This window comes from Marinobacter sp., from assembly GCF_048269445.1.
Taxonomy (GTDB): Bacteria; Pseudomonadota; Gammaproteobacteria; order Pseudomonadales; family Oleiphilaceae; genus Marinobacter.
On the sequence record NZ_JBLXIQ010000003.1, the window covers coordinates 295,682 to 316,738 of the forward strand.

At 57.7% G+C, this 21,057-nt stretch carries 18 protein-coding genes; 6 read left to right on the plus strand and 12 right to left on the minus strand.

Features of this window, described 5'->3' with window-relative positions; translation table 11 throughout:
* Nucleotides 1-56: 56 nt before the first annotated feature.
* From hflX to ACN0XM_RS07685, 7 genes are all read right to left on the minus strand, one after another.
* Complete coding sequence (hflX, locus tag ACN0XM_RS07655) at nucleotides 57-1,355, minus strand: ribosome rescue GTPase HflX (RefSeq protein WP_417566334.1); 1,299 nt, start codon at nucleotides 1,353-1,355, stop codon at nucleotides 57-59.
* A gap of 119 nt (nucleotides 1,356-1,474) precedes the next feature.
* A complete protein-coding gene (hfq, locus tag ACN0XM_RS07660; RefSeq protein ID WP_417566335.1) occupies nucleotides 1,475-1,726 on the minus strand; it encodes an RNA chaperone Hfq in 252 nt (83 codons plus the stop codon).
* Nucleotides 1,727-1,760: 34 nt separating this feature from the next.
* Entirely contained in the window at nucleotides 1,761-2,798 is a 1,038-nt protein-coding gene (miaA, locus tag ACN0XM_RS07665) for a tRNA (adenosine(37)-N6)-dimethylallyltransferase MiaA (protein ID WP_417566336.1), read from the minus strand.
* 1 nt (nucleotide 2,799) lies between these two features.
* Nucleotides 2,800-4,704, minus strand: coding sequence for a DNA mismatch repair endonuclease MutL (mutL, locus tag ACN0XM_RS07670; protein WP_417566337.1), 1,905 nt, complete (start codon nucleotides 4,702-4,704; stop codon nucleotides 2,800-2,802).
* A gap of 20 nt (nucleotides 4,705-4,724) precedes the next feature.
* Nucleotides 4,725-6,050, minus strand: a complete 1,326-nt coding sequence (locus ACN0XM_RS07675) for an N-acetylmuramoyl-L-alanine amidase (protein ID WP_417566601.1) — start codon at nucleotides 6,048-6,050, stop codon at nucleotides 4,725-4,727.
* Between the two features lie 83 nt (nucleotides 6,051-6,133).
* Nucleotides 6,134-6,634, minus strand: a complete 501-nt coding sequence (tsaE, locus tag ACN0XM_RS07680; protein WP_417566338.1) for a tRNA (adenosine(37)-N6)-threonylcarbamoyltransferase complex ATPase subunit type 1 TsaE — start codon at nucleotides 6,632-6,634, stop codon at nucleotides 6,134-6,136.
* Nucleotides 6,634-8,184, minus strand: a complete 1,551-nt coding sequence (locus tag ACN0XM_RS07685; RefSeq protein WP_417566339.1) for an NAD(P)H-hydrate dehydratase — start codon at nucleotides 8,182-8,184, stop codon at nucleotides 6,634-6,636. Before ACN0XM_RS07685 ends, tsaE begins: the two co-directional genes overlap by 1 nt.
* A gap of 147 nt (nucleotides 8,185-8,331) precedes the next feature.
* Here ACN0XM_RS07685 and queG point away from each other — a divergent pair, with 147 nt between their 5' ends.
* Entirely contained in the window at nucleotides 8,332-9,411 is a 1,080-nt protein-coding gene (gene queG, locus ACN0XM_RS07690) for a tRNA epoxyqueuosine(34) reductase QueG (protein ID WP_417566340.1), read from the plus strand.
* Here queG and orn read toward each other — a convergent pair.
* Nucleotides 9,406-9,948: an oligoribonuclease gene (gene orn, locus ACN0XM_RS07695; RefSeq protein ID WP_417566341.1), complete on the minus strand. Its 543-nt coding sequence runs from the start codon at nucleotides 9,946-9,948 to the stop codon at nucleotides 9,406-9,408. The genes queG and orn overlap by 6 nt on opposite strands.
* 253 nt (nucleotides 9,949-10,201) lie before the next feature.
* On the opposite strand from orn, the gene rsgA reads away from it, so the two are divergent.
* Nucleotides 10,202-11,257, plus strand: a complete 1,056-nt coding sequence (gene rsgA / locus ACN0XM_RS07700; RefSeq protein ID WP_417566342.1) for a small ribosomal subunit biogenesis GTPase RsgA — start codon at nucleotides 10,202-10,204, stop codon at nucleotides 11,255-11,257.
* An 11-nt stretch (nucleotides 11,258-11,268) separates the two neighbouring features.
* Here the strand turns inward: rsgA and motB are convergent, their stop codons facing one another.
* Together motB and motA are read right to left on the minus strand one after the other, a co-directional pair.
* Nucleotides 11,269-12,228, minus strand: a complete 960-nt coding sequence (gene motB, locus ACN0XM_RS07705) for a flagellar motor protein MotB (RefSeq protein WP_417566343.1) — start codon at nucleotides 12,226-12,228, stop codon at nucleotides 11,269-11,271.
* A gap of 31 nt (nucleotides 12,229-12,259) precedes the next feature.
* The gene (gene motA, locus ACN0XM_RS07710; protein WP_417566344.1) at nucleotides 12,260-13,111 is read right to left on the minus strand and encodes a flagellar motor stator protein MotA; all 852 of its coding nucleotides are present in this window, start codon (nucleotides 13,109-13,111) and stop codon (nucleotides 12,260-12,262) included.
* Nucleotides 13,112-13,285: 174 nt separating this feature from the next.
* Here motA and asd point away from each other — a divergent pair, with 174 nt between their 5' ends.
* The gene (gene asd, locus ACN0XM_RS07715; RefSeq protein WP_417566345.1) at nucleotides 13,286-14,140 is read left to right on the plus strand and encodes an archaetidylserine decarboxylase; all 855 of its coding nucleotides are present in this window, start codon (nucleotides 13,286-13,288) and stop codon (nucleotides 14,138-14,140) included.
* 47 nt (nucleotides 14,141-14,187) lie between these two features.
* On the opposite strand, the gene epmA is transcribed toward asd, so the two are convergent.
* Nucleotides 14,188-15,156 (minus strand): EF-P lysine aminoacylase EpmA, encoded by a 969-nt coding sequence (gene epmA / locus ACN0XM_RS07720; RefSeq protein WP_417566346.1) that lies wholly within the window; start codon nucleotides 15,154-15,156, stop codon nucleotides 14,188-14,190.
* Between the two features lie 7 nt (nucleotides 15,157-15,163).
* Nucleotides 15,164-15,739 (minus strand): elongation factor P, encoded by a 576-nt coding sequence (gene efp, locus ACN0XM_RS07725; protein ID WP_099616970.1) that lies wholly within the window; start codon nucleotides 15,737-15,739, stop codon nucleotides 15,164-15,166.
* Between the two features lie 45 nt (nucleotides 15,740-15,784).
* On the opposite strand from efp, the gene epmB reads away from it, so the two are divergent.
* The 3 genes from epmB (at nucleotide 15,785) to ACN0XM_RS07740 (ending at nucleotide 21,047) form a co-directional block, all read left to right on the plus strand.
* A complete protein-coding gene (epmB, locus tag ACN0XM_RS07730) occupies nucleotides 15,785-16,825 on the plus strand; it encodes an EF-P beta-lysylation protein EpmB (RefSeq protein WP_417566347.1) in 1,041 nt (346 codons plus the stop codon).
* Nucleotides 16,826-17,048: 223 nt separating this feature from the next.
* Entirely contained in the window at nucleotides 17,049-18,854 is a 1,806-nt protein-coding gene (locus ACN0XM_RS07735; RefSeq protein WP_417566348.1) for a GTPase, read from the plus strand.
* Between the two features lie 108 nt (nucleotides 18,855-18,962).
* Nucleotides 18,963-21,047: an EAL domain-containing protein gene (locus ACN0XM_RS07740; RefSeq protein WP_417566349.1), complete on the plus strand. Its 2,085-nt coding sequence runs from the start codon at nucleotides 18,963-18,965 to the stop codon at nucleotides 21,045-21,047.
* Nucleotides 21,048-21,057 lie beyond the last annotated feature (10 nt).

Below are 21,057 nucleotides of genomic sequence, written 5' to 3' on the forward strand. Positions count from 1 at the left end.
AGAATGGCTGCAAATACTAGGGATTTATGTCCGCCCCGGCAATAGCCGTTCCGGTTTCAGGCATGCCCGAACTCGAGCCTGACCGATTCTTCCTTCACTCCGGCCCGGCTCAGAAGCTGCAACCAGTCCCGATTCTGCAGGCGAACTTCCAACACCGTATCCCCTGTCTCGCGGTGTTCCTCACTCAGCACGGAACCGGCCTCATGCAGCAGCGCGCGAAGCTTACCATCGGCAGGGCCGAGCAAAACAAAGTGGTGCACAACATCTTCCGCTACCCGCTCGACGATAGCGTCAAATAGGCCGTCGAGCCCTTCCCCGGTCACTGCAGACACCCAGGCCCGCACGGGAACACCGTCCTCATTGCGCTCGATTCGCGGCGCGAAATCTTCCAGCAGGTCGATCTTGTTAAACACCTGCAGCATCGGGATCTCATCAGCCCCGATCTCTGCCAACACCGCTTCAACCTGTTCTATATTTTCGTCACGGCGGCTGTCGTGGCTGTCGATAATGTGCAGCAGGAGGGTCGCTTGCGTCGTTTCCTCAAGGGTCGCCCGGAATGCTTCAACCAGCTTGTGGGGAAGGTGCCGGATGAAGCCGACTGTGTCCGCCATTACGACCGGCCCGATATCCGGAAGTTCCAGACGCCGCAGCGTCGGATCCAGAGTTGCGAACAACTGGTCTGCAGCATATACGGATGAAGTGGTAATTCGATTGAATAAGGTGGACTTTCCTGCGTTGGTATAACCCACCAGAGACACGGTTGGGATGTCCGCACGCTGACGAGCCCGGCGACCCTGGTTCCGCTGCCGACGAACCTTCTCAAGACGCTTGTGGATGGACTTGATCCGCTCCCGAAGCAGGCGACGGTCGGTTTCCAGCTGGGTTTCACCGGGACCCCGAAGACCGATACCGCCCTTTTGCCGCTCCAGGTGGGTCCAACCCCGCACCAGCCGCGTCGACATGTGGTCGAGCTGTGCCAGCTCCACCTGCAGCTTACCTTCGTGAGTCCGCGCGCGCTGAGCGAAGATGTCGAGAATCACACCGGTACGATCGAGCACCCGACACTTGAGCTCCTGCTCGATATTTTTTTCCTGACGCGGACTCAGTGCATGATTGAACAGCACAACATCGGCTTCACTGGCGGCCACGGCGTCACGAATTTCCTCCAGCTTACCCTCGCCAACGAAAAATCTCGGGCTGGGTTGCTTGCGGGAACCGGTTACCGTGCCCACCGGCTCAACGCCGGCGGACGTTACCAGTTCCCGAAACTCGCCGGGGTCTTCCGTGCCGTCATGGGCAGTAAAATCGATGTGGACAAGTATCGCGCGCTCACCGACATCAGGACGTTCAAACAAGTGGCATCAGCTCCAGGACAGTGAAATTGTCAATATTATAAAAACAAACACCCGCGGCCATCAGACCCCTGAAAAGGGTCCTCTGGAACGCGGGTGGCAATACCGGGAAAGCGGATGGATCAGTCTTCAGACTCGTCCTCTCCTCCCGGCGCCTGCTGCGGAATGCGAACATTGCGGGCAGGGACCACAGTGGAGATAGCGTGCTTGTAGACCATCTGGCTGACAGTGTTTTTCAGCAAAATCACGAACTGGTCGAAGGACTCAATCTGGCCCTGGAGTTTTATACCATTCACCAGAAAGATGGAAACCGGAATGCGTTCCTTGCGCAATGCATTAAGGTAAGGGTCTTGTAACGAATGCCCTTTTGACATGTGTTTTCTCCTGTTTTTTAGTAAGTGCAGATCGTCATTTGTTAGAACTAAATGTGGTGCGAAGTCTGATTTTTTTCAAGGCTGCTTCAGAGATAAGTTTGTCGTCGCTGTCCAGCCAGTCCACATCGGACCACTTACGCAACCAGGTCAACTGCCGCTTCGCCAACTGGCGTGTGGCCGCAATGCCCTTGCTTACAAATGTGTCGTAGTCGTCTACCCCGGACAAATGGTTCCAGGCCTGACGATAGCCGACACAACGCATGGAAGGGAGATCAGGGTGCAAGTCTTCCCTGAGCATCAATGCTTGCACCTCGTCGAGAAAGCCCGCCTCCAGCATCTTGAGGAAGCGCTGTCGGATTCTCTCGTGAAGCACTCGCCGCTCCGGAGGCATCATGGCAAGTTGAACCACAGTATACGGAAGCAAAGGTGTTTCGTCTGCCTGCCAGCGGGTGAAATAGGTGTAATCCTCAATATCGCTTCCAGTGCCTGGCTCGGCCACGCCCTCGTTGTTTTTACCTGCAACCTCCGCCTGCCAGAACGCTGAAATCGGCTTACCAGTCACGCGCAGAACCTCCAGGGCCCGCAGCAGTCGCTGGCGATTGTTCGGGTGGATCCGTTCCGCCGCGACTGGATCACCGCCCTGCAGCTCACGGTGCAGGGCCTCCCAACCCAGTGCCGCAGCTTCCTGCTCCAACGTCCTGCGTACTTCCGGGCTTGCCGCAGGTAAACCGGACATGCCGTGCAGCAGCGCCTTGAAGTACATCATGGTCCCACCCACCAACAAGGGTATCCGGCCCGCCGCCGAAATCTCGGCCATGGCAGCGAGCGCATCGCGGCGAAAATCGGCTGCCGAGTAAGTCTCAGCCGGATCACAGATATCGATCAGCCGGTGCGGGGCCCGGACCAACTCTTCGGGGGTCGGCTTGGCGGTGCCGATATCCATGCCCCGGTATATCATGGCCGAGTCGACACTGATGATCTCGCAAGGCAGGCGCTCGCACAGAGACATGGCCAGGTCGGTTTTACCGGACGCTGTCGGGCCCATCAGGAAAATGGCCGGAGGCAGAGGCATGCTAGCGCCCCCGCAGGAACAGCTTGTCCAGCTCGGACAGGGTTACCAGCGTCCAGGTCGGCCGGCCGTGATTGCACTGGCCACTCCGCTCAGTGGCCTCCATGTCTCTGAGCAATGAATTCATTTCCGGAATGGTGAGCTGACGGTTCGCTCTGACCGAGCCATGACACGCCATGGTACCAAGCAGCTCGTGAGTAACCGCTTCCACCCGATCGCTCTGGCCATGCTCAATAAGATCCGCCAGCACGTCACGCACCAGCTGCTCCGTGTCGGCACCCCGCAAAAGCGCCGGCACCTGCCGGACTGCCAGCGTTTCCGGGCCGATCCGCTCTATCTGCAGGCCAAGCTTGTGCAGCTCTTCGCCATGGCTCTCGGTAAGCGCGGCCTCTTTCTGACTGACCGCCAAAGACAGCGGAACTAACAAGGGCTGGCTTTTCAGGTCCTGCTCGGCAAGTGCTCGCTTCATCCGCTCATAGGTAATGCGTTCGTGGGCCGCATGCATGTCCACCACGATCATCCCTGCCCGACCCTGGGCCAAAATATAGATACCGTGCAGCTGGGCAATGGCATACCCCAATGGCGGCTCCTCATCACTGTCGACCGGCGGCGTCGGCATGGGCGAGACAATCCCGTCATGGACCGGTGTCGACTGGGGGCCTCCGGTTCCACCACCGGCGTTCAGGGACTGATAGAACGCCATCTGATCACTGGCTCGCCATTCCTGCTGAGGCTGTGACTGACCACCGAATCCAACTGATGCGCCTGAATGACCGTAATTCGGCACCGCTGGCCGGCCATTCCAGGAAGCCCCGGCTGGAGCGCCCGTGGCCGGCGAACTTTCCGCCTGAGCCGACGCTTCACGGCCGAAGGACTGGGCCACCGCCCCCCGGAAATGATCATCCGGACGAACATCGGCCAGGGCCTTGTGCAGGGTTCTGAAGATAAAATCGTGAACCAGCCGACCGTCGCGGAAGCGGACTTCGTGTTTTGTGGGGTGTACATTCACGTCCACCGTGGCCGGGTCGACTTCCAGATACAACACAAAGGCCGGGTGGCGGTTGTTATAGAGAACATCCCGGTAGGCCTGGCGCACGGCATGGGCCACCAGCCGGTCCCGAATTACCCGCCCGTTGACGAAGAAATACTGCAGATCGGACTGACTGCGGGAGAAAGTTGGCAGCGCGACCCACCCCCAGAGACGAAGCCCCGTCGCTTCCGCATCGATAACCACCGCATTGTCGATGAACTGCTGTCCGCACAGGGCGCCAATCCGTCGTTCCCGGTCAAGGGCCGAACCCGCGGGCCTCAGGCTTTGAACAACCCGCTGGTTGTGACGGAGGGTGAAGCCGGCATCAAAGCGGCTCAGGGCCTGCCGGCGCACGCACTCCTCAACGTGGTTGAATTCGGTTTTTTCAGTGCGCAGAAACTTGCGGCGGGCGGGGGTATTAAAAAACAGATCACGCACTTCAACAGTGGTGCCTACCGGATGTGCGGCGGGAGAGATTCTGGCGTCCATCTCCCGGCCTTCCACCTCGACCCGGGAAGCCGCCTCCTGCTCCGCCGTCCGGGAGGTCAGCGCCAGACGGGAAACAGAACTGATGCTGGCGAGCGCCTCACCGCGAAAGCCCAGGGAAGCCACCGCTTCCAGATCATCAAGGCTGGCAATCTTGCTGGTCGCGTGCCGACTCAGGGCCAGCGGCAAATCAGCCTCTTCAATACCACTGCCGTCGTCCCGCACGCGGATCAGCTTGGCGCCGCCCTGCTCCACCTCAACATCAACCCGGGTGGCACCGGCATCCAGGGCATTTTCGACCAGTTCCTTAACGACAGATGCGGGGCGCTCCACCACTTCCCCCGCGGCAATCTGGTTCGCGAGCCGCGGTGACAGCAATCGAATGGGGGGCATATTACGGGAAAACCTCTTGATCAGGACGCGGGAATACGAATGGTTTGCCCTACCATAACACGGTCATCCCGCAGGTCGTTATACTGCATCAGCTCACTGACGGTGGTCTGGTTTTGCCTCGCCACTTCTGAAAGCGTGTCACCATGCTGGATCCGGTATTGACTGACGCTGTTTCCACCTTGGCGGTTATGCTTCTGCCAGGCCAGCAAGGTGCCCGGCGGCGGGGTTTTCTGAAAATAATCGTGAACGCCTTTCATAATGGCGCCAGCCAGCTTGTTGCGGTACCACTCGGCCGATAGGTTTTTCTCTTCCTGGGGGTTGGATATGAACCCGGCCTCCACGAGGATGGAGGGGATATCCGGTGATTTCAGCACCACAAACGCAGCCTGCTCCACACCCGGCTTATGTAGCTCCGCGACGCGGCCGAGTTTGCCAAGGACCGAGCTGCCGACACCCAGGCTGGCGTTGATACTGGCGGTCATCGACAGATCCAGCAACACGCCTGCAAGCGTGTCGTCACGGCCATCCAGCGACAATCCGCCCGCACCGCCTATCAGGTCTGAACGATTTTCGCTGTTTGCCAGCCAGCGGGCGGTTTCACTGGTCGCCCCGCGCTGGGACAGGGCGAAGACCGACGCCCCCTTCGGCTGGGGCGTGCGGAAGGCATCTGCGTGTACGGATACGAACAGATCGGCGTTGTACTTTCTGGCCAGCAGTGTCCGGTTGCGAAGGCCAATGTAATAGTCACCTGTGCGGGTCAGCTTGGCAGTGTATCCCGGCTGGTCATTGATCAGACCGGCCAGGGTTTTCGCCATTTTCAGAACCACATCTTTCTCGCGAGTGCCTCTGGGGCCGATGGCACCCGGATCCTCACCACCATGGCCGGCATCAATGACCACAATAACATCCCGTTTGCCAACAGAATCCTGGGTAACGGTTGGCTTGGCCGCCTTTTCCAGACGGCTGCCGCTTTCATCAATCAGATCAACGACCAGCCGATGGCCATATTGCTGGTTCGGCTCAAGCTGAAAGCTCCGGGGCTTGATATCCGTTTCCAGATCCAGAACCACCCTCAGGTCGTTTCCGTTGCGAGGCGCACTGCGAATCCGCTTGATCGGGCTCCCGGAGAGATCCAGCCTGGAGAAATCGGCTTTCAGGCGGGTGTTCTTGAGGTCGATGACCAGGCGGGACGGCCCAGAAAGAGAGAAGATGTTGTGCTCTACCTGCCCGACGGTATCGAATACCAGGCGAGTATGGTCTGGCGCTGGCCATATCCGCGCACTTTCTACCTGCGTTCCGGCTAGCGTTGTTCCGCACAAAACGGACAACGCCAAGATAGCCAGCATCAGTGCCAGCGGCTTGACCAGTCTTGTTTTGAGTTCAGCAATTCTCATACAGCCTACCTGCCAGTTTCCATCAGGTTCCCGACCTAGCTGTGGTCCGGACCAATCATTTGCAACTCACTGAGTACCCAGCGACCCCGCTCAGAACCGGCTCTAATGACGACAGAGCGCCCCTCACCCTGCCGCTCCAGATGAATTTCCAGATCCGGGTCGGGCAGTATCCCTCTGCCCCGCTCGGGCCACTCGATCAGACACAGATTATCGCCGGCGAAGTAGTCCCGAATGCCCATGTACTCCAGCTCTTCCGCATCACCGAGCCGGTAAAGGTCGAAATGGTAAGCCGGCGGCTGGAGGTCCTCATAGGGCTCCACCAGGGTATAGGTTGGACTTTTTACCGCGCCGGTATGGCCCAGCCCACGCATGACACCTCGGCTGACGGTGGTTTTGCCCATACCCAGATCGCCATCCAGATAGATCACGAGGCCGCAGCCGGATTCGGCAACACGTCTTGCCAACTCCTGGCCCAGCCGCTCGGTTTCAGCTTCGCTTTCGAGAAACAGGCGGCGCTCATTCTCCACCATGCTCATCAATCCTCCCGCACCCGACTGCTTTCAGACTCGCGGAATACCAGCGGCAGTGCATCAATCACATCGTTGGGGATTAGCCCAATGAATCCCCGGGTCTCTGAAGCTTTGTCGGCGGCCGCCAGATGCACCGAAGCACCGAGAACGGCCGCTTTGTCCGCCTCGCCAAGCTGGGCGTAGACGGCACCAATAATGCCGGACAGCACATCACCCATGCCACCGGTGGCCATTCCCGGATTGCTGCCGCTGACAATATCGACTGCTGCGTTACCCGAAGCGACCACTGTGCCTGCTCCTTTCAAGAGTACAGTGCCGCCGTACATGGCCTGTAATTTCCTGGCCGCGGCCACTCGATCCGCTTCCACTTCGGGCACCAGACAATTGAGCAATCTGGCAGCTTCGCCCGGGTGTGGGGTTAAAACATGGTTATCCGCCGGAATGGCAACCCGAGCGGACAACAAATTCAGCGCGTCGGCATCCAGAACCCGGGGCTTACCGCTGGAAATGACCTGCTCCAGCATCTGCTGGCCCCAGGCGCTGCGGCCGATCCCGGGGCCACAGACTATAACCGAGGCTGCATCTAGCAACGGTGGCAATTCCGACCCATGGATCAGGCCATGAACCATGACCGAGGGGCACCGGGCGAGCGCGGCACTCACATGCTCGGGCCGGGTTGCCAGAGAAACCAGGCCGGCCCCGGAGCGCGCTGCGGCCTCAGCCGCCAGCAGGCCGGCTCCGCCAAACCCGCGGTCGCCGGCCACCACCAACACATGCCCGAAACGGCCTTTGTGAGCATTTGCCGGTCTTTTCGGAAACCAGGACATAACCGACGCCCAGTCACGGCGGAGCGCAATCGGCTCCTGGCCGCTATCTGCAACGCTATCAGCCGTCCCAAGGGACTCAAACACAACCTCACCGGACACTGCGACCCCATGACCGGTAAACAAGCCGGCTTTGAGGCCAATAAAGGTGACGGTCATGGTTGCTTTTACCACGTCACCCTCAGCCGCCCCCGTGGTCGCATTCAGCCCGGAGGGTAAATCCACCGCAAGGACCGGCGCCGACGCCCGGTTGCACCGCGCTATCAGTGCGGCAAAGGGCTCACGAGGCGCACCCGACACGCCGGTTCCCAGCATGGCATCAACAATCAGCCCGGCACTGGCAAAAAGCGCGTTAAGGCCAGATTCCGGAATATCTGCCAGTTCATCGACAGCCACGCCGTCTGTAAGCGCTTTTTGCCAGGCCTTTCGCGCATCGCCGGTAAGCTTCTCGGTTGGTGCGACGGCCACACAATGAACTTCCATGCCATGACGCTGTGCGTTGGCCGCAACCAGATAACCGTCGCCACCATTGTTGCCGGCGCCGCAGAGAACCAGCACCGGACCACAATCGCGCCAGTGCCGGACCAGGTGTCTGAACGCCGCCTGGGCGGCAGACTGCATAAGCTCAAAACCATCAATACCTTGCTGATCAATCACATAGCGATCAATCTGTCTGACCGCATCGGCGGAAAACAGCGCGTCTGGTAGACTGTGCGCAGCGGACGGTGGCATGAACCTTTGCTCCCGTTACAGAAACCGGTTTAAGAAAATTGGCCAGATACCTGTAAAGCATAGCAAAACAGTGGAAAAGGTCATAACTTAATCAAATTAAATATCCGTACCCTCGTACACGGACGGATCTCATCCCCGGCAGCATCTATGAGCGCCTCATCAACCTCTGACAAACCATCCCCGGAACTGGCTGATCTGCCAGCACTAATCCGCCAGTGGGCCGCTGAGCTGGGCTTCTCCGATGTCGGCGTTACCACGCCGGATACCGGGGAGCACGCCCAACACTTGCAGGATTGGCTTGCAGCGGGTTACCAGGGCGCCATGGATTACATGGCGCACCATGGCGACAAGCGTTATACCCCCACCTCGCTGGTGCCGGGCACCACCCGAGTCATCTCCGTGAGAATGGACTACCTCCCGGCGCCGGACAGCCCCAAAAAAGCACTTAGTCACCGGGATAAAGCCTACATTACCCGCTACGCACTGGGACGGGATTACCACAAACTGATCCGCAAGCGTCTCGCCCAGTTGGCGTCAAGAATTGACGAAGCGTTGAGCGGACACGACTACCGGGCCTTTGTGGACAGCGCGCCGGTGCTCGAACGCGCCCTGGCCCAGCGAGCGGGTCTTGGCTGGATTGGCAAGAACAACATGCTGATCCACCCGAAATCAGGCTCCTTCTTTTTTCTGGGGGAAATTTTTACCAGCGCGCCGCTGCCAGTTGACGAACCCTTTAAGACAGACCATTGCGGAAGCTGCTCTGCCTGCCTGGACCTGTGCCCCACCGATGCGTTTGTAGGTGCGCACAAGCTCGATGCCAGGCGCTGCATCAGTTATCTGACCATTGAACTCAAGGGCAGCATTCCAGAAGAGTTACGGCCGCTGATGGGCAACCGGGTGTTTGGTTGCGATGACTGCCAGCTGGTCTGCCCCTGGCAGAAATTCAGCACACCCACCAAAGAGCAGGACTTCCAGCCCAGGCACGGGCTGGACAACACCGACCTGGCCGAGCTGTTTCTCTGGACTGAGGATCAGTTCCTGAAGCGCACGGAAGGCTCTGCCATTCGGCGGACCGGCTACGAAGGGTGGCTTCGCAACCTGGCCGTTGGGCTGGGCAACGCACCCTCAACCATTCCGGTGATTGAAGCCCTGAAAAAGCGCGCGGACTATCCTTCCGAGATGGTCCGCGAGCATGTTCAGTGGGCCTTGCGGCAGCACGGCCTATAGCTTGAAGAAGTGTTCCCGGTAGTGGCGCAATTCGTTGATCGAGTCCCGGATATCGTCCAGAGCCAGATGACTGCCTTTCTTTTTGACGCCTGCCAATACATCCGGCCGCCAGCGACGGGCCAGTTCTTTCACCGTGGACACATCCAGGTTCCGGTAGTGGAAGAACGCCTCAAGTACTGGCATGTACTTGACCAGGAACCGGCGATCCTGGCCAATGCTGTTGCCACACAGGGGCGACTGGCCCGCCTCGATGTGTTTCTTCAGGAATTCAATGGTCTGCTGCTCGGCTTCCGTTTCGGTGATATTGCTTTCCCGAACGCGCTTGGTCAGCCCACTTTCACCGTGGGTCCTGGTACACCATTCATCCATGCTGTTGAGCAGGGTGTCTGATTGGTGAACGGCAATGACAGGGCCCTCCGCCACTATGTTGAGTTCCGAGTCGGTGATGATCGTTGCCATTTCAATGATCCGTTCTTTTTCCGGATCCAGGCCTGTCATTTCCAGATCGATCCAAACCAGGCGATTGCCATCTGACATTTTTTTCCCAGCCTTCTGAGTGTGGTGGTAGTGGGGCTGGCACCGGCTTTCCGGAAACCGCTACAAACACATCCATGTGCGCTTGACTCCGGCCATCCATGGCCTCCGACATTTCCGGAAAGCCGGTGCCAGCCCCACTCTGAAATCAGGTGATATACATTTACCGTTTCGGCAATGTCCAAGCCGATTAACTACGATTGCAGTATGATGGCACACCAAAGGCAAAATTTTCATCTAATTAACCGGGACGTAAATGGCAAAACGGCGACTGAACAAACAGCAGCAATTCCGCATCAAGAAAGTCCAGGAAGAACGGGCAACCCGTGCGGCGCGCAAGGAGAAAAAGGTTCAGGAGCAGGCCGACGCCGGTGAACTTGGCCCCGAGCAGGAGGGGTTAGTCATTGCTCACTACGGACAACAGCTGGATGTGGAAGCATTGGAAGGTGAGCTGACCGGGCAAGTTGTGCGGTGCTTTGTCAGGGCCAACATTGACAGCCTGGTGACCGGGGACAAGGTTGTCTGGAGGCCAGGAAAGAATGAGACCGGCGTTATTGTCGCGCGCTGTGAGCGCCAGAATCTACTGCAACGGCCGGATAATTTTGGTGCCCTGAAGCCGGTAGCAGCAAATATTGACCATATTATTCTGGTCATTGCGCCAGAGCCGGAGCCCCACGACAACCTGATCGACCGATACCTCGTTGCTTCGGAAATGACCGACATCCCGGCAGTTATCCTATTGAACAAGACGGATCTGCTTACCGACAGAAACCGGCAAAGCATTGATGCCCTGCTCGGGCGTTACGAGGCGCTGGGCTATGAAGTGGTGCGAACGTCTGCAGCCGAATCCGGTGATAAACCGTCACCGGAGGTTGAGGCCCTGGTGAAGAATCAGACCAGTGTGTTCGTGGGGCAGTCGGGCGTGGGAAAGTCGTCGATTATCCAGACACTGATGCCCGATGAGGCAATCCGCGTGGGCGCCGTGTCAGAGAGTACTGGCAAGGGTGTGCATACCACCACGACCGCAAAGCTTTTTCATCTTGCTATGGGAGGCGACCTGATTGATTCGCCGGGTATTCGCGAGTTCGGGTTGTGGCACATGACGCCAAAGGAGATTGAGTACGGGTTCCGGGAGATCCGGGAGGTCATCGGCAACTGCAAATTCCGCAACTGCAGGCATCTGGGAGATCCAGGCTGTGCGATTGATGCGGCGGCGGATCAGGGGAAAATCAGCCCGCAGCGGCTGAAAAGTTTTCACCGGATTCTTCAGGACATGACGGAGCAACAGGGCCGCGGGCTGAGAGTGGACTAGACAAGCCCGCCCTACCAGTTCAGCTCACCCGGTGCCGGTTTTTCTTTTTCTTCCAGCCATTCCCCACTTTCCAGACGCTTGCGGGCGGCCTCCTGCTCTGCGTCTGACGGGCCGGTAAGGTCAATCAGGGGCTCATCGGAGCGGCCTGCACTGTTTTGGATGCTGTCCACGGTTTTCTTGTTCAAAACAATAATGGAAATTCGGCGGTTTACCGGCGCAGTCGGGTCCTCCTGGTCAAACAGTACGGAATCGCTCAACCCTACCACCCGGGCAATCTGTTCATTGCGAACCCCGCCGGCAACAAGCGCCCGGCGAGCGGTATTCGCCCGGTCAGCTGACAGCTCCCAATTAGTGTAGCCCGGTCGACCATTGAACGGCGTCGAATCCGTATGCCCGGTGATGCTGAGCTTGTTATCGACCGAGCCCAACGTCTTAGCCAGCTCAAACAGGATATCCTGGGAGTAGTACTTGAGCTCGGCGCGGCCGCTGTCGAACATGGGACGACCGGAGCGATCCACGATCTGGATGCGCAGGCCTTCATCGGTGATGTCGATCAGCAGCTGATCCTTGAACTCCTGCAGGGTTTCGTTCTGCTCGATGCGCTCTTTCAGCTCCTGGAACAATTCCTCCATGCGGCGTTGCTCAAGGGTTTCAGAAAGCTCGTCCACCACCTGGTCTTCGATCTGGATCTGGCTTGATTCGATGTCCGGGCTTGCCTCGCTTACTACGGATGCACTGCCTTCCAGGTCTACCGGGTTCGGGGATCCACCCTCGGTGAACCCCACCGGATCACGGAAATAGCCCTCCACTGCCCGCTTTTGTTCGGGAGACGCCGTCGCCGTCAGCCAGAGCACAAGGAAGAAGGCCATCATGGCGGTGGCAAAGTCAGCAAACGCAACTTTCCAGGAGCCACCGTGATGGCCCCCGACGATTTTCTTCTTGCGCTTGATGATGATCGGTTTTTCTTCCACGAATCGGCTCCGGGGTCAGATGCTGGCGGTATTACTTGGAGCGAACGTGATCGTTCAGTTCCTGGAAACCGGGACGCTTGTCAGTCGGCAGTGCCTTACGACCGAACTCGATCGCCATCTGGGGCGCCTGCCCTGATACTGTGGCTACGATGGCCGACTTTACGCATTCGTAGGCCTTGAGTTCGTATTTGGCGGCGTGCTCCATGGCAATAGAGGTGGGACCAACGAAGCCGTAGCCCATAAAAATTCCCAGAAAGGTACCTACGAGCGCAGCGGCAACACTCAAGCCAATCTTCTCGGGACCTTCGCTCATGAAGTTCATGGTGATAACAATACCCAGCACCGCCGCCACGATCCCGAGGCCGGGCAGCGCATCCGCAATCTTGTTGACGGCGTGCGCAGGCTCTTCAATCTCGTGCTGGCGACTGTCAATTTCGTTTTCCATCATGCCTTCCAGCTCATGGGTCGCCATGTTGCCAGAGCTGATAATTCGCAGGTAATCGGTGATAAATGCCTGCAATTCCTTTGATTTCATGATGGCAGGGTAGCGACTGAAGATCTGGCTGGACTCGGGATTGTCGATGTCTTCTTCTATTGCCATAACGCCCTGCTTCCGGGACTTGTCAAAAATCTCGTAGAGCAGGCTGAGAAGATCCATATAGAAGGATTTATTGTAGGGAGAGCCGGTAAGCAGCTGAAAGCCCCGGCTAAACGTTTCTTTCAGGGTATGCATAGGATTGGCAATGATGAATGACCCCAAAGCCGCGCCGAAAATGATCAGCACTTCTGTTGGCTGCCACAGCACCATCAGATTGCCGCCATGGAGAACGTAGCCAGTAAACACACTGGCAACAACAATAATTGCACCGATGATCAGTAACATGGTAGCTAAGCACGCCTTATATTCTTGGTTATCGGCCGGAGCCGGAAGTCTTCACGCACAAGGTGTCCCGATAATAGCAAGGCCTCACCAGAACAGCGAAGCCATGAAACAATTTCTATACACGTGGCAGTCTTTGGTAAACTTCGCGACTTTGAGCGCAAAGGATCACTTTTAATGTTCGATAAGCTTTTTGTTCTGAGCCAGTACATCACGCCGCAACTGGCGATTTCCCGCCTTGCTGGCCGTCTGGCCGACAACGACCAATCTCCAGCGCTCAAGAACCGGGTGATCAAATGGTTTATCGGCCGCTATGGCGTAGACATGAGCGAGGCGGCCGAATCCGACCCAGAGGCCTACCCGAGCTTCAACGCTTTCTTTACGCGGGCCCTGAAACCCGGCATCCGTCCGTTGGCCGAAGGCGACAAAACACTGATCAGCCCAGTTGATGGAGCGATAAGTCAGCTTGGCCAGGTTACCGGCGACCGGGTTTTTCAGGCCAAGGGCCAGTCCTTCAGCCTGAGCGAACTGCTCGGCGGAGACGAGCAAATCACCGCCCCGTTTGCAGGCGGCGAATTCTCCACCATTTATCTTTCGCCAAAAGATTACCACCGGATCCACATGCCCACGGCCGGCACGCTTCGGGAGATGATCCATATTCCGGGCAAGCTGTTTTCAGTAAATCCGGCGACCGCGGAAAATGTCCCCAACCTGTTTGCCCGCAATGAACGGGTGGTATGCATGTTCGATACCGATTCCGGCCCTCTCGCCCTGGTGCTTGTGGGGGCAATGATTGTCGGCAGCGTGGAAACCCGGTGGAACGGTGTGGTGGTGCCAAGCGGCAATCAGGTTAACGCAACTCGTTACGAAGGAGAGCAGGCGATCAGGTTTGCCAAGGGCGAGGAAATGGGACGGTTCCGGCTGGGCTCGACTGTGATCATGGTAATGCCCAAGGGAGCAGTTACCTGGAACAGTGATCAGGTGGCTGGCAAGACCGTGCGCATGGGAGAGGCCTTTGGCAAACTGTCCTGAACACCTTCACCTGAAGGCTCTTCCGGGCAGGAGCACGGTCTGAAACATCATGCCCGGTCGAACGGGAACGCCAGCACCTCTCGGATGTCGTCAACGCCCAGCTTGATCATCAGCAGGCGATCCAGCCCAAGCGCCACCCCGGAACACTCGGGCAGCCCCTGCCCGAGTGCCGCGAGAAACGCCTCATCCAGCGCCATTTCAGGTTTCCCGGAACGTCGACGCAGCCTGTTATCCGTCTCAAAGCGGCGGCGCTGTTCCTTTGGATCCGTCAGTTCCCAGTAGCCATTGCACAGTTCCAGGCCATTGATATAGAGCTCGAAGCGGTGCGCGATTTCATGGCCATCCAACGTGGACACCCGAGCCAGGGAGGCCTGAGACGCCGGATAGCCGGTTATGAATACCGGCCTTTGCCGGCCAAGATTTGGCTCAACCGCAAAACTCATCAGCAGGTCCAGGCAGCCATCTCGCCCCAGATCCGCCAGCTGTTCCGGCTCCAGCCATTGCTCACAGTGACGAAGCAGTTCGCGATCCGTAGCCTCAAATGCGTCTATGTTTGCCCAGCGTTTAACCGCGTCCCGGTAACGGATGATTTCCGGCGGCTGGCATCCAAGCCAGCCACACACAAGATCTGAAACCTCAGACATCAATGCCACATCATCGAACCCTTCGCGATACCATTCCAGCATCGAGAATTCAGGGTTATGGCGACGCCCCAGCTCGCCATTACGGAAAACCCGGGACACCTGATAAGCCGACCCGCAGCCCGCAGCCAGTAGGCGCTTCATGTGGTATTCAGGAGAGGTCTGTAGCCAGCCGCCCGTTCGGGCGCCGGCTGAGACATGCGCCTGAATACCGTCCAGATTTGGATCGGTAACTCCACGCTGCCCGAGAATCGGTGTTTCAACTTCCAACACCCCTCTTTGCGCAAAAAAGCCGCGCACAAACGCCAGTTGTTGTGCACGGCTTTTCAAGGCAGCCTGCGCGGCAGAGGGCTGCCAGACAGGTTCGTTGGTCATCGCAGGATTAACTGCTCTTGACCCGGTTGACGTACTCTCCAGAGCGAGTATCAACCTTGAGCACTTCACCGATGGTGATAAACAGAGGCACGTTAACCACGGCCCCGGTTGAGAGCGTTGCAGGCTTGGTGCCACCCTGAGCGGTGTCGCCCTTCATGCCCGGATCGGTATCGACCACCTCGAGCTCAACGAAATTGGGCGGCGTAACCGACAGGGGCGCGCCGTTATAAAGGGTCACCGTGTAGACATCCTGCTCTTTCAGCCACTTCAGGGTGTCACCCACGGCCTTGGCATCCGCTGGGTACTGCTCGAAGGAGCCATCAGTGAGCATGAAATGCCAGAATTCGCCATCGGTGTAGAGGTATTCCATGTCCTGATCAATCACATCCGCCGCTTCCAGGCTTTCACCGGATTTGAAGGTGCGCTCCCAGACACGATTGGTCATGAGGTTACGCAGCTTGACGCGGTTGAAGGCCTGTCCCTTTCCGGGTTTTACGAATTCGTTCTCAAGAATGATGCAGGGGTCGCCATCGAGCAAAACCTTAAGACCGCCGCGAAATTCGTTGGTAGAATATGAAGCCATGAAATGTCCACCTGACAAAATGCTGTTTAAAATTGAAAGGTCGCTATGATACAGCGAACCCCCGCCCGTATAGAAGCCCACCTTTGTGACCACGAGCAACGCAGTTGGCAGCAACTGCTCTCGGAGTCGGTGACATCGCCTGAGGAGCTGCTCCGGCGGCTGGGACTTCCCGATGACCCGTGGCTTTCCGGCGCACGGCAGGGGCACCGACTGTTTCCGATAAGGGTGCCGGAACCATTCCTGGCCCGGATGGAAAAGGGCAACCCGGCCGACCCTCTGCTCAGGCAGGTGCTGCCACTTGAGGATGAAACCGGCGATGTGCCGGGCTTTGTGAGCGACCCTCTGCAGGAAGCGGGTGCCATTCCGACCACCGGGCTGATCCGAAAATACCGCAGTCGGGCGTTGCTCATGGTAACAGGCCAGTGCGCGATAAACTGCCGGTACTGCTTTCGGCGGCACTTCCCCTATGACGAACAGCGGCTGAGTCCGGAAGACCGACAACGTGTCATCGAGACCCTGGCTGCCAGCCCGGAGGTTAATGAGGTGATTCTTAGTGGTGGCGACCCGCTGGCGGTCAATGACCGGCTTCTCGCCCAGTGGGCATCCGCGATCAGCGGCATCCCTCATATCCGCCGACTGCGTCTGCATACCCGCCTGCCCGTGGTGATTCCCCAGAGAGTCTGCGATGAGTTGCTGAAGTGGCTGTCAACAACACCCTTGCAGGTGGTCATTGTTCTTCACATCAACCATCCGGCGGAAATTGATACCCCAACCCGCCGGGCCCTGGGATACCTCAGGGCAGCCGGTGCCACTCTACTGAACCAGAGCGTTATCCTTCGGGGCGTGAATGATGAAGTGTCTGTACTTGAAGCCCTGAGCGAGGCCCTGTTCGATGCTGGCGTGCTACCCTATTATCTGCACGCCTTCGATCCGGTGGCCGGTGCGCACCATTACGATGTAACTGATCAGGAAGCGAAGGAACTGGTGCGTGAACTGCTGGGAAGACTGCCCGGGTTCCTGGTTCCCAAGCTTGTCCGGGAAGAGCCAGGAAAGGATGGCAAGACCCCCATCAACCTGTTCCCATGACAGGCTTCTCAAAAAAGGCCTCAAAATCACTTGTCAAAGATTGTCAACTCGTGATCTTCTCGCTTTTTGAGACGGGTTTGCTACTTTATAGTCCAGTAGCGCTCAATGATAAAAACATGTATTTACGGCGTTTTCCTGACAGGTTGGCAAACAGTGAGTGGCCGCCAGCTGAGCAGGGCCAACCCCGGAATACCACCTGTGGTCCAGATATTGGCATGAATTCATGGAAGGTATGACCCTGAAACCAGATCTCCGCGTTCCCGAACAGAAAACGGCCAGCCTGTCGTTCTGTGACACAACGCCCAAAGCATTCAGGATCTGGACAGATCAGCTGCCGATGGCCAATATCGGTGAAGTCTCGCGCCAGCTTTACCATGCCATCATAGAACTGAACCATCTGTTCCTTGCTCCCCAGCAACGCATGCAGTTCCTGGAGCTTATCCGGGAAAAAATCCATTTCGTCTGCAACGAACTCTCCCGGCATTATCTCGGCCTGGCCGTTGCACTTCCGGAAAAACAGCGCAAGATCGCTAACCTGTCCCAAGCCTTGCAGTTACATTTGGCGGGTGGATACAAGCTTTGCCTCCTCGAGTTTATTGACAATGGTGGTCCGGACAAAAACCGCAGGCAGATCGCCAGTGCCGTTCACAGAGCCATCTCTGAACTGGCAGCAACCATTGTGAGATCACACCAGCTCTATTGCCCCAGCCCGACCCAGAGCTGGCTGGAATGCCACCGACTGTACCGTTTCGCCCACCGCAACAATCTTTCCGTAGTCCAGGTGGAAGATGACACATTGCAGCACCGCCGCACCAGCTCGGTTGCCGACAGTTACAAGCGAATTCTTCTGCTTGGCTGTGCCCGGCCCAACCAGCTTCGCCAATCAGAGCTCTTACAGGTTTACGAACTGTTCGAATCCTGGACTGATCACACCAGATGCGGGCCAGAGATCGGCGACGAAAGCCTCTTTGTAGTCAATATGGAACGGGACAATCCGCCGTTCTACCGCAGCCTGCTCAGTCAGAAGCCCGGTGATGAGAGCTTTGGTTTCGATTCCAGCGAGCTGTCGGCCATGCTGTCGGATGCCCTCCATGCCCGCCGTGAGCAAAGAGGTACAAGTCAGGAACTGTTGGTCCCGACGAAAGTCAGTGACACGCTGCTGACCCATCTCACTCAGGCGCTGGGCATCCTCGCCAAACGAAACTTTAACCGCATTTCAAGTCAGGGTTACCTGGAAGTCTGCGTTGGCCTGACAGCTGCGCACTACTTCATCGCCGGCGAAAAAACCTTCACCCAATTCGTGAATGGCAATGACAATGGTCACCACGAAGAAGAAAACCTGTTCGTACGCTCTGCGCGACACAACCAGGATGCCTGGTCAGGAGCACACGATGCAGCCCCAAGCGATGAACGACTGCATGCTGCGGATGCACCGATCAATTTCCGGGGCAGCTATGGCAACTCCCAGGCGCCGTCCACCGACAGAAACCGGCCAAGATCACACCAGTCCCTGCTGATCAACACCAGCCCGGGCGGGTATTGCGTGGCCTGGGAGAGCAATGTTCCACCCTCGCTTCAGGCCGGCGAAGTGCTTGGCGTTCGGGAGCAACGTACGCACCCCTGGAGCGTGGCGGTGGTGCGCTGGATCCGTCAGATAAAGAATCAGGGCACCCAGGTCGGCATTGAGCTGCTGGCCCCCAGCGCCTCCCCCTGCGGCATCCGCCTGATCCAGAAAATAGGTAACAACAGCCAATATCTCCGCGGGCTTTTGTTACCGGAAATCAGCGTGGTTAATCAGTCGGCTACCCTGATTACACCCCGGCTGCCATTTCAGTCGGGTAGCCGCATATCACTGCTTCATGACGGGCGGGAGGATCAGGGACAGCTGTCTCGAAAGGTTTCGTCCACCGGCAGCATCAGCCAGTTCGAGCTCAAGTTGCAGAACACCGCGGCGCTGAACACCAGCACTGCTCCGGAGTCCTCCAGAGCCAGCGAGGATGAATTCGACTCGCTCTGGCCGTCGTTATAATGTTGCCAAACTGAGACGCCGGAGCCCCGGCGAGGGTTGTTATTGAACCGCAACCCCTGCATCATTCAGCGTTAGTGAATGAACCGTGTATCACGAGACGCCTTACGAATGCAGAAAAAGAACGCGACCGTACACCTGCTGATTCTTGATCCATCCCAAAATGATGCCGAATCGCTGGTCAGCCTGCTCCGGAACTCAGGCAAAGCCACCAGAGCCCATCGCATCACCTCCGCGGAAGACCTCGAAGAAACCCTGAAAGCGGGTAACTGGGATCTGCTCCTGGCCCGCGATCTGGAGGAGGAATTCTCAGCCGACGATGCGCTGGCCATGATACGCCGGATGGATAAAGACATCCCCTTCGTCCTGCTCACAGAACAGGAAAGCCGTGAGCGCACCGTAGCGATGATGAAGGCGGGCGCGCAGGACACCGTCCCCTTTGAGTACACCGACCTTCTTGTGCTCGTGGTTAACCGGGAACTGGCTGCCCTTGACGAGCGCCGCCGGCGCCGGGCGCTGGAGTCCCACCTTCGGGAGGCCGAGCAACGCTGCCAACTGCTGCTCGAGAGCTCCAAGGATGCCATCGCCTACATCAACGATGGCATGCACATCTACGCCAACCAATCGTATATGGAATTCCTTGGCTACGACGATATCGACGATCTGATCTGTATTCCGGTACTGGACACTCTTACCCCGGAAAGCCAGGACAAGTACAAGGGGTTCATGAAGTCCTTCGCCGAAAAGGGCGAAGACGGTATGACAATGAACTGCACGGCACGCCGCAGTGACGACTACGAACTGAATGTCACCATGTCCGTTTCCGCGGCCACCTATGATGGCGAGGCCTGCACGCAGATTGTGCTGCAACCGGAGCACAGTGACGCGGAACTCGAAGAAAAACTGCGCCAGATAAGTAGCCAGGACCTGCTGACCGGTCTTTACAATCGCCAGTACCTGATGGATGCGCTCGCCGAAGCGATCTCCAATGCCGGCAAGAACAACGAGACCGGTGCGCTTGCCTATATCGCCCTGGACAACTTCATGAGCATGAAGAGCCAGGTGGGCATATCCGGTGCGGACTTGCTACTTGGCGATCTGGCCAACCTGCTGAAGGAGCAGGCCGGGGACGATCTTGCCCTAGCCAGACTGAGTGATGACGCCTTCAGCCTTCTGTGCCAGCCATGCGATGAAAAAACCATGGTTGATCACGCCGAACGCATCCGAAAGGCGGTTGAAGACCATCTGTTTGATATCAATGGCCGCACCGTTCAGCTCACTCTGAGTATCGGGGTGGCCGCAATTACCGAGAACTCGCCGAAGGCCGAGGAGCTGATGGCCCGGGCCCATACCGCATCGGCGGAAGTCCGCAAACTGCAAGGCCATGCCCAGGGCAACGGTGTCGTACTCTATAACCCGGCAGACTTCGAAACACTGGATGAGAGCAATTCGGTGGAGGCAATTCAGAAAGCCCTGGACGAGAACCGTTTCCGCCTTCTGTTCCAGCCGATCATCAATCTGCGCGGAGAGGGCGAGGAGCATTACGAAGCTTTCGTACGGATGCTCGACAAGGACGAGAAGGAAGTCTCACCTTACGATTTCCTGCCACCAATGGGGCCAAGCGATACCGCCATCAAGATCGACCGCTGGGTGATCCTGCAGACCATCAAGCAGCTTTCCAGCCATCGTTCCCGGGGCCACGACACCCGTCTGTTCCTGAACGTAACTGCGGAAACCCTGCAGGACAAGACCTTCACACCCTGGCTCAGCGTCGCCCTGAAAGCCGCGCGCCTGCCGGGGGATTCCCTGATTTTCCAGATCCGGGAAGGCGATGCCAATAACTACATGAAACAGGCCAGGGACTTTGCCAAAGCCGTTCATGAACTCCACTGCAAGGTTTCCATTGCTCAGTTTGGCTGTGCCCTGAACCCGTTCAACACGCTCAAACATATCGATACAGACTATGTGAAGATTGATGGCTCCTTTACGGAGGAAATCCAGAAGAGCGATGAGGCCAAAAAACAGGTGAGTGAAATGGTCAAGAGCCTGCAGAATAATGGCAAGCTGACTATCATACCGTTGGTCGAAAATGCCGGTGTTCTCGCCACCCTTTGGCAGGCAGGTGTCAACTATATCCAGGGTTACTACCTGCAGGCCCCGGTTCCGGAAATGAACTACGATTTCGGTGACAACTGAGCCGGACGGC

Excerpts from the sequence above, each read along its gene's own strand:
- hfq (WP_417566335.1), bottom strand. The coding sequence starts at position 1,726 with ATGTCAAAAGGGCATTCGTTACAAGACCCTTACCTTAATGCATTGCGC.
- miaA (WP_417566336.1), bottom strand. The coding sequence starts at position 2,798 with ATGCCTCTGCCTCCGGCCATTTTCCTGATGGGCCCGACAGCGTCCGGT.
- mutL (WP_417566337.1), bottom strand. The coding sequence starts at position 4,704 with ATGCCCCCCATTCGATTGCTGTCACCGCGGCTCGCGAACCAGATTGCC.
- ACN0XM_RS07675 (WP_417566601.1), bottom strand. The coding sequence starts at position 6,050 with ATGCTGGCTATCTTGGCGTTGTCCGTTTTGTGCGGAACAACGCTAGCC.
- tsaE (WP_417566338.1), bottom strand. The coding sequence starts at position 6,634 with ATGAGCATGGTGGAGAATGAGCGCCGCCTGTTTCTCGAAAGCGAAGCT.
- ACN0XM_RS07685 (WP_417566339.1), bottom strand. The coding sequence starts at position 8,184 with ATGCCACCGTCCGCTGCGCACAGTCTACCAGACGCGCTGTTTTCCGCC.
- queG (WP_417566340.1), top strand. The coding sequence starts at position 8,332 with ATGAGCGCCTCATCAACCTCTGACAAACCATCCCCGGAACTGGCTGAT.
- orn (WP_417566341.1), bottom strand. The coding sequence starts at position 9,948 with ATGTCAGATGGCAATCGCCTGGTTTGGATCGATCTGGAAATGACAGGC.
- rsgA (WP_417566342.1), top strand. The coding sequence starts at position 10,202 with ATGGCAAAACGGCGACTGAACAAACAGCAGCAATTCCGCATCAAGAAA.
- motA (WP_417566344.1), bottom strand. The coding sequence starts at position 13,111 with ATGTTACTGATCATCGGTGCAATTATTGTTGTTGCCAGTGTGTTTACT.
- asd (WP_417566345.1), top strand. The coding sequence starts at position 13,286 with ATGTTCGATAAGCTTTTTGTTCTGAGCCAGTACATCACGCCGCAACTG.
- epmA (WP_417566346.1), bottom strand. The coding sequence starts at position 15,156 with ATGACCAACGAACCTGTCTGGCAGCCCTCTGCCGCGCAGGCTGCCTTG.
- efp (WP_099616970.1), bottom strand. The coding sequence starts at position 15,739 with ATGGCTTCATATTCTACCAACGAATTTCGCGGCGGTCTTAAGGTTTTG.
- epmB (WP_417566347.1), top strand. The coding sequence starts at position 15,785 with ATGATACAGCGAACCCCCGCCCGTATAGAAGCCCACCTTTGTGACCAC.
- ACN0XM_RS07735 (WP_417566348.1), top strand. The coding sequence starts at position 17,049 with ATGGAAGGTATGACCCTGAAACCAGATCTCCGCGTTCCCGAACAGAAA.
- ACN0XM_RS07740 (WP_417566349.1), top strand. The coding sequence starts at position 18,963 with ATGCAGAAAAAGAACGCGACCGTACACCTGCTGATTCTTGATCCATCC.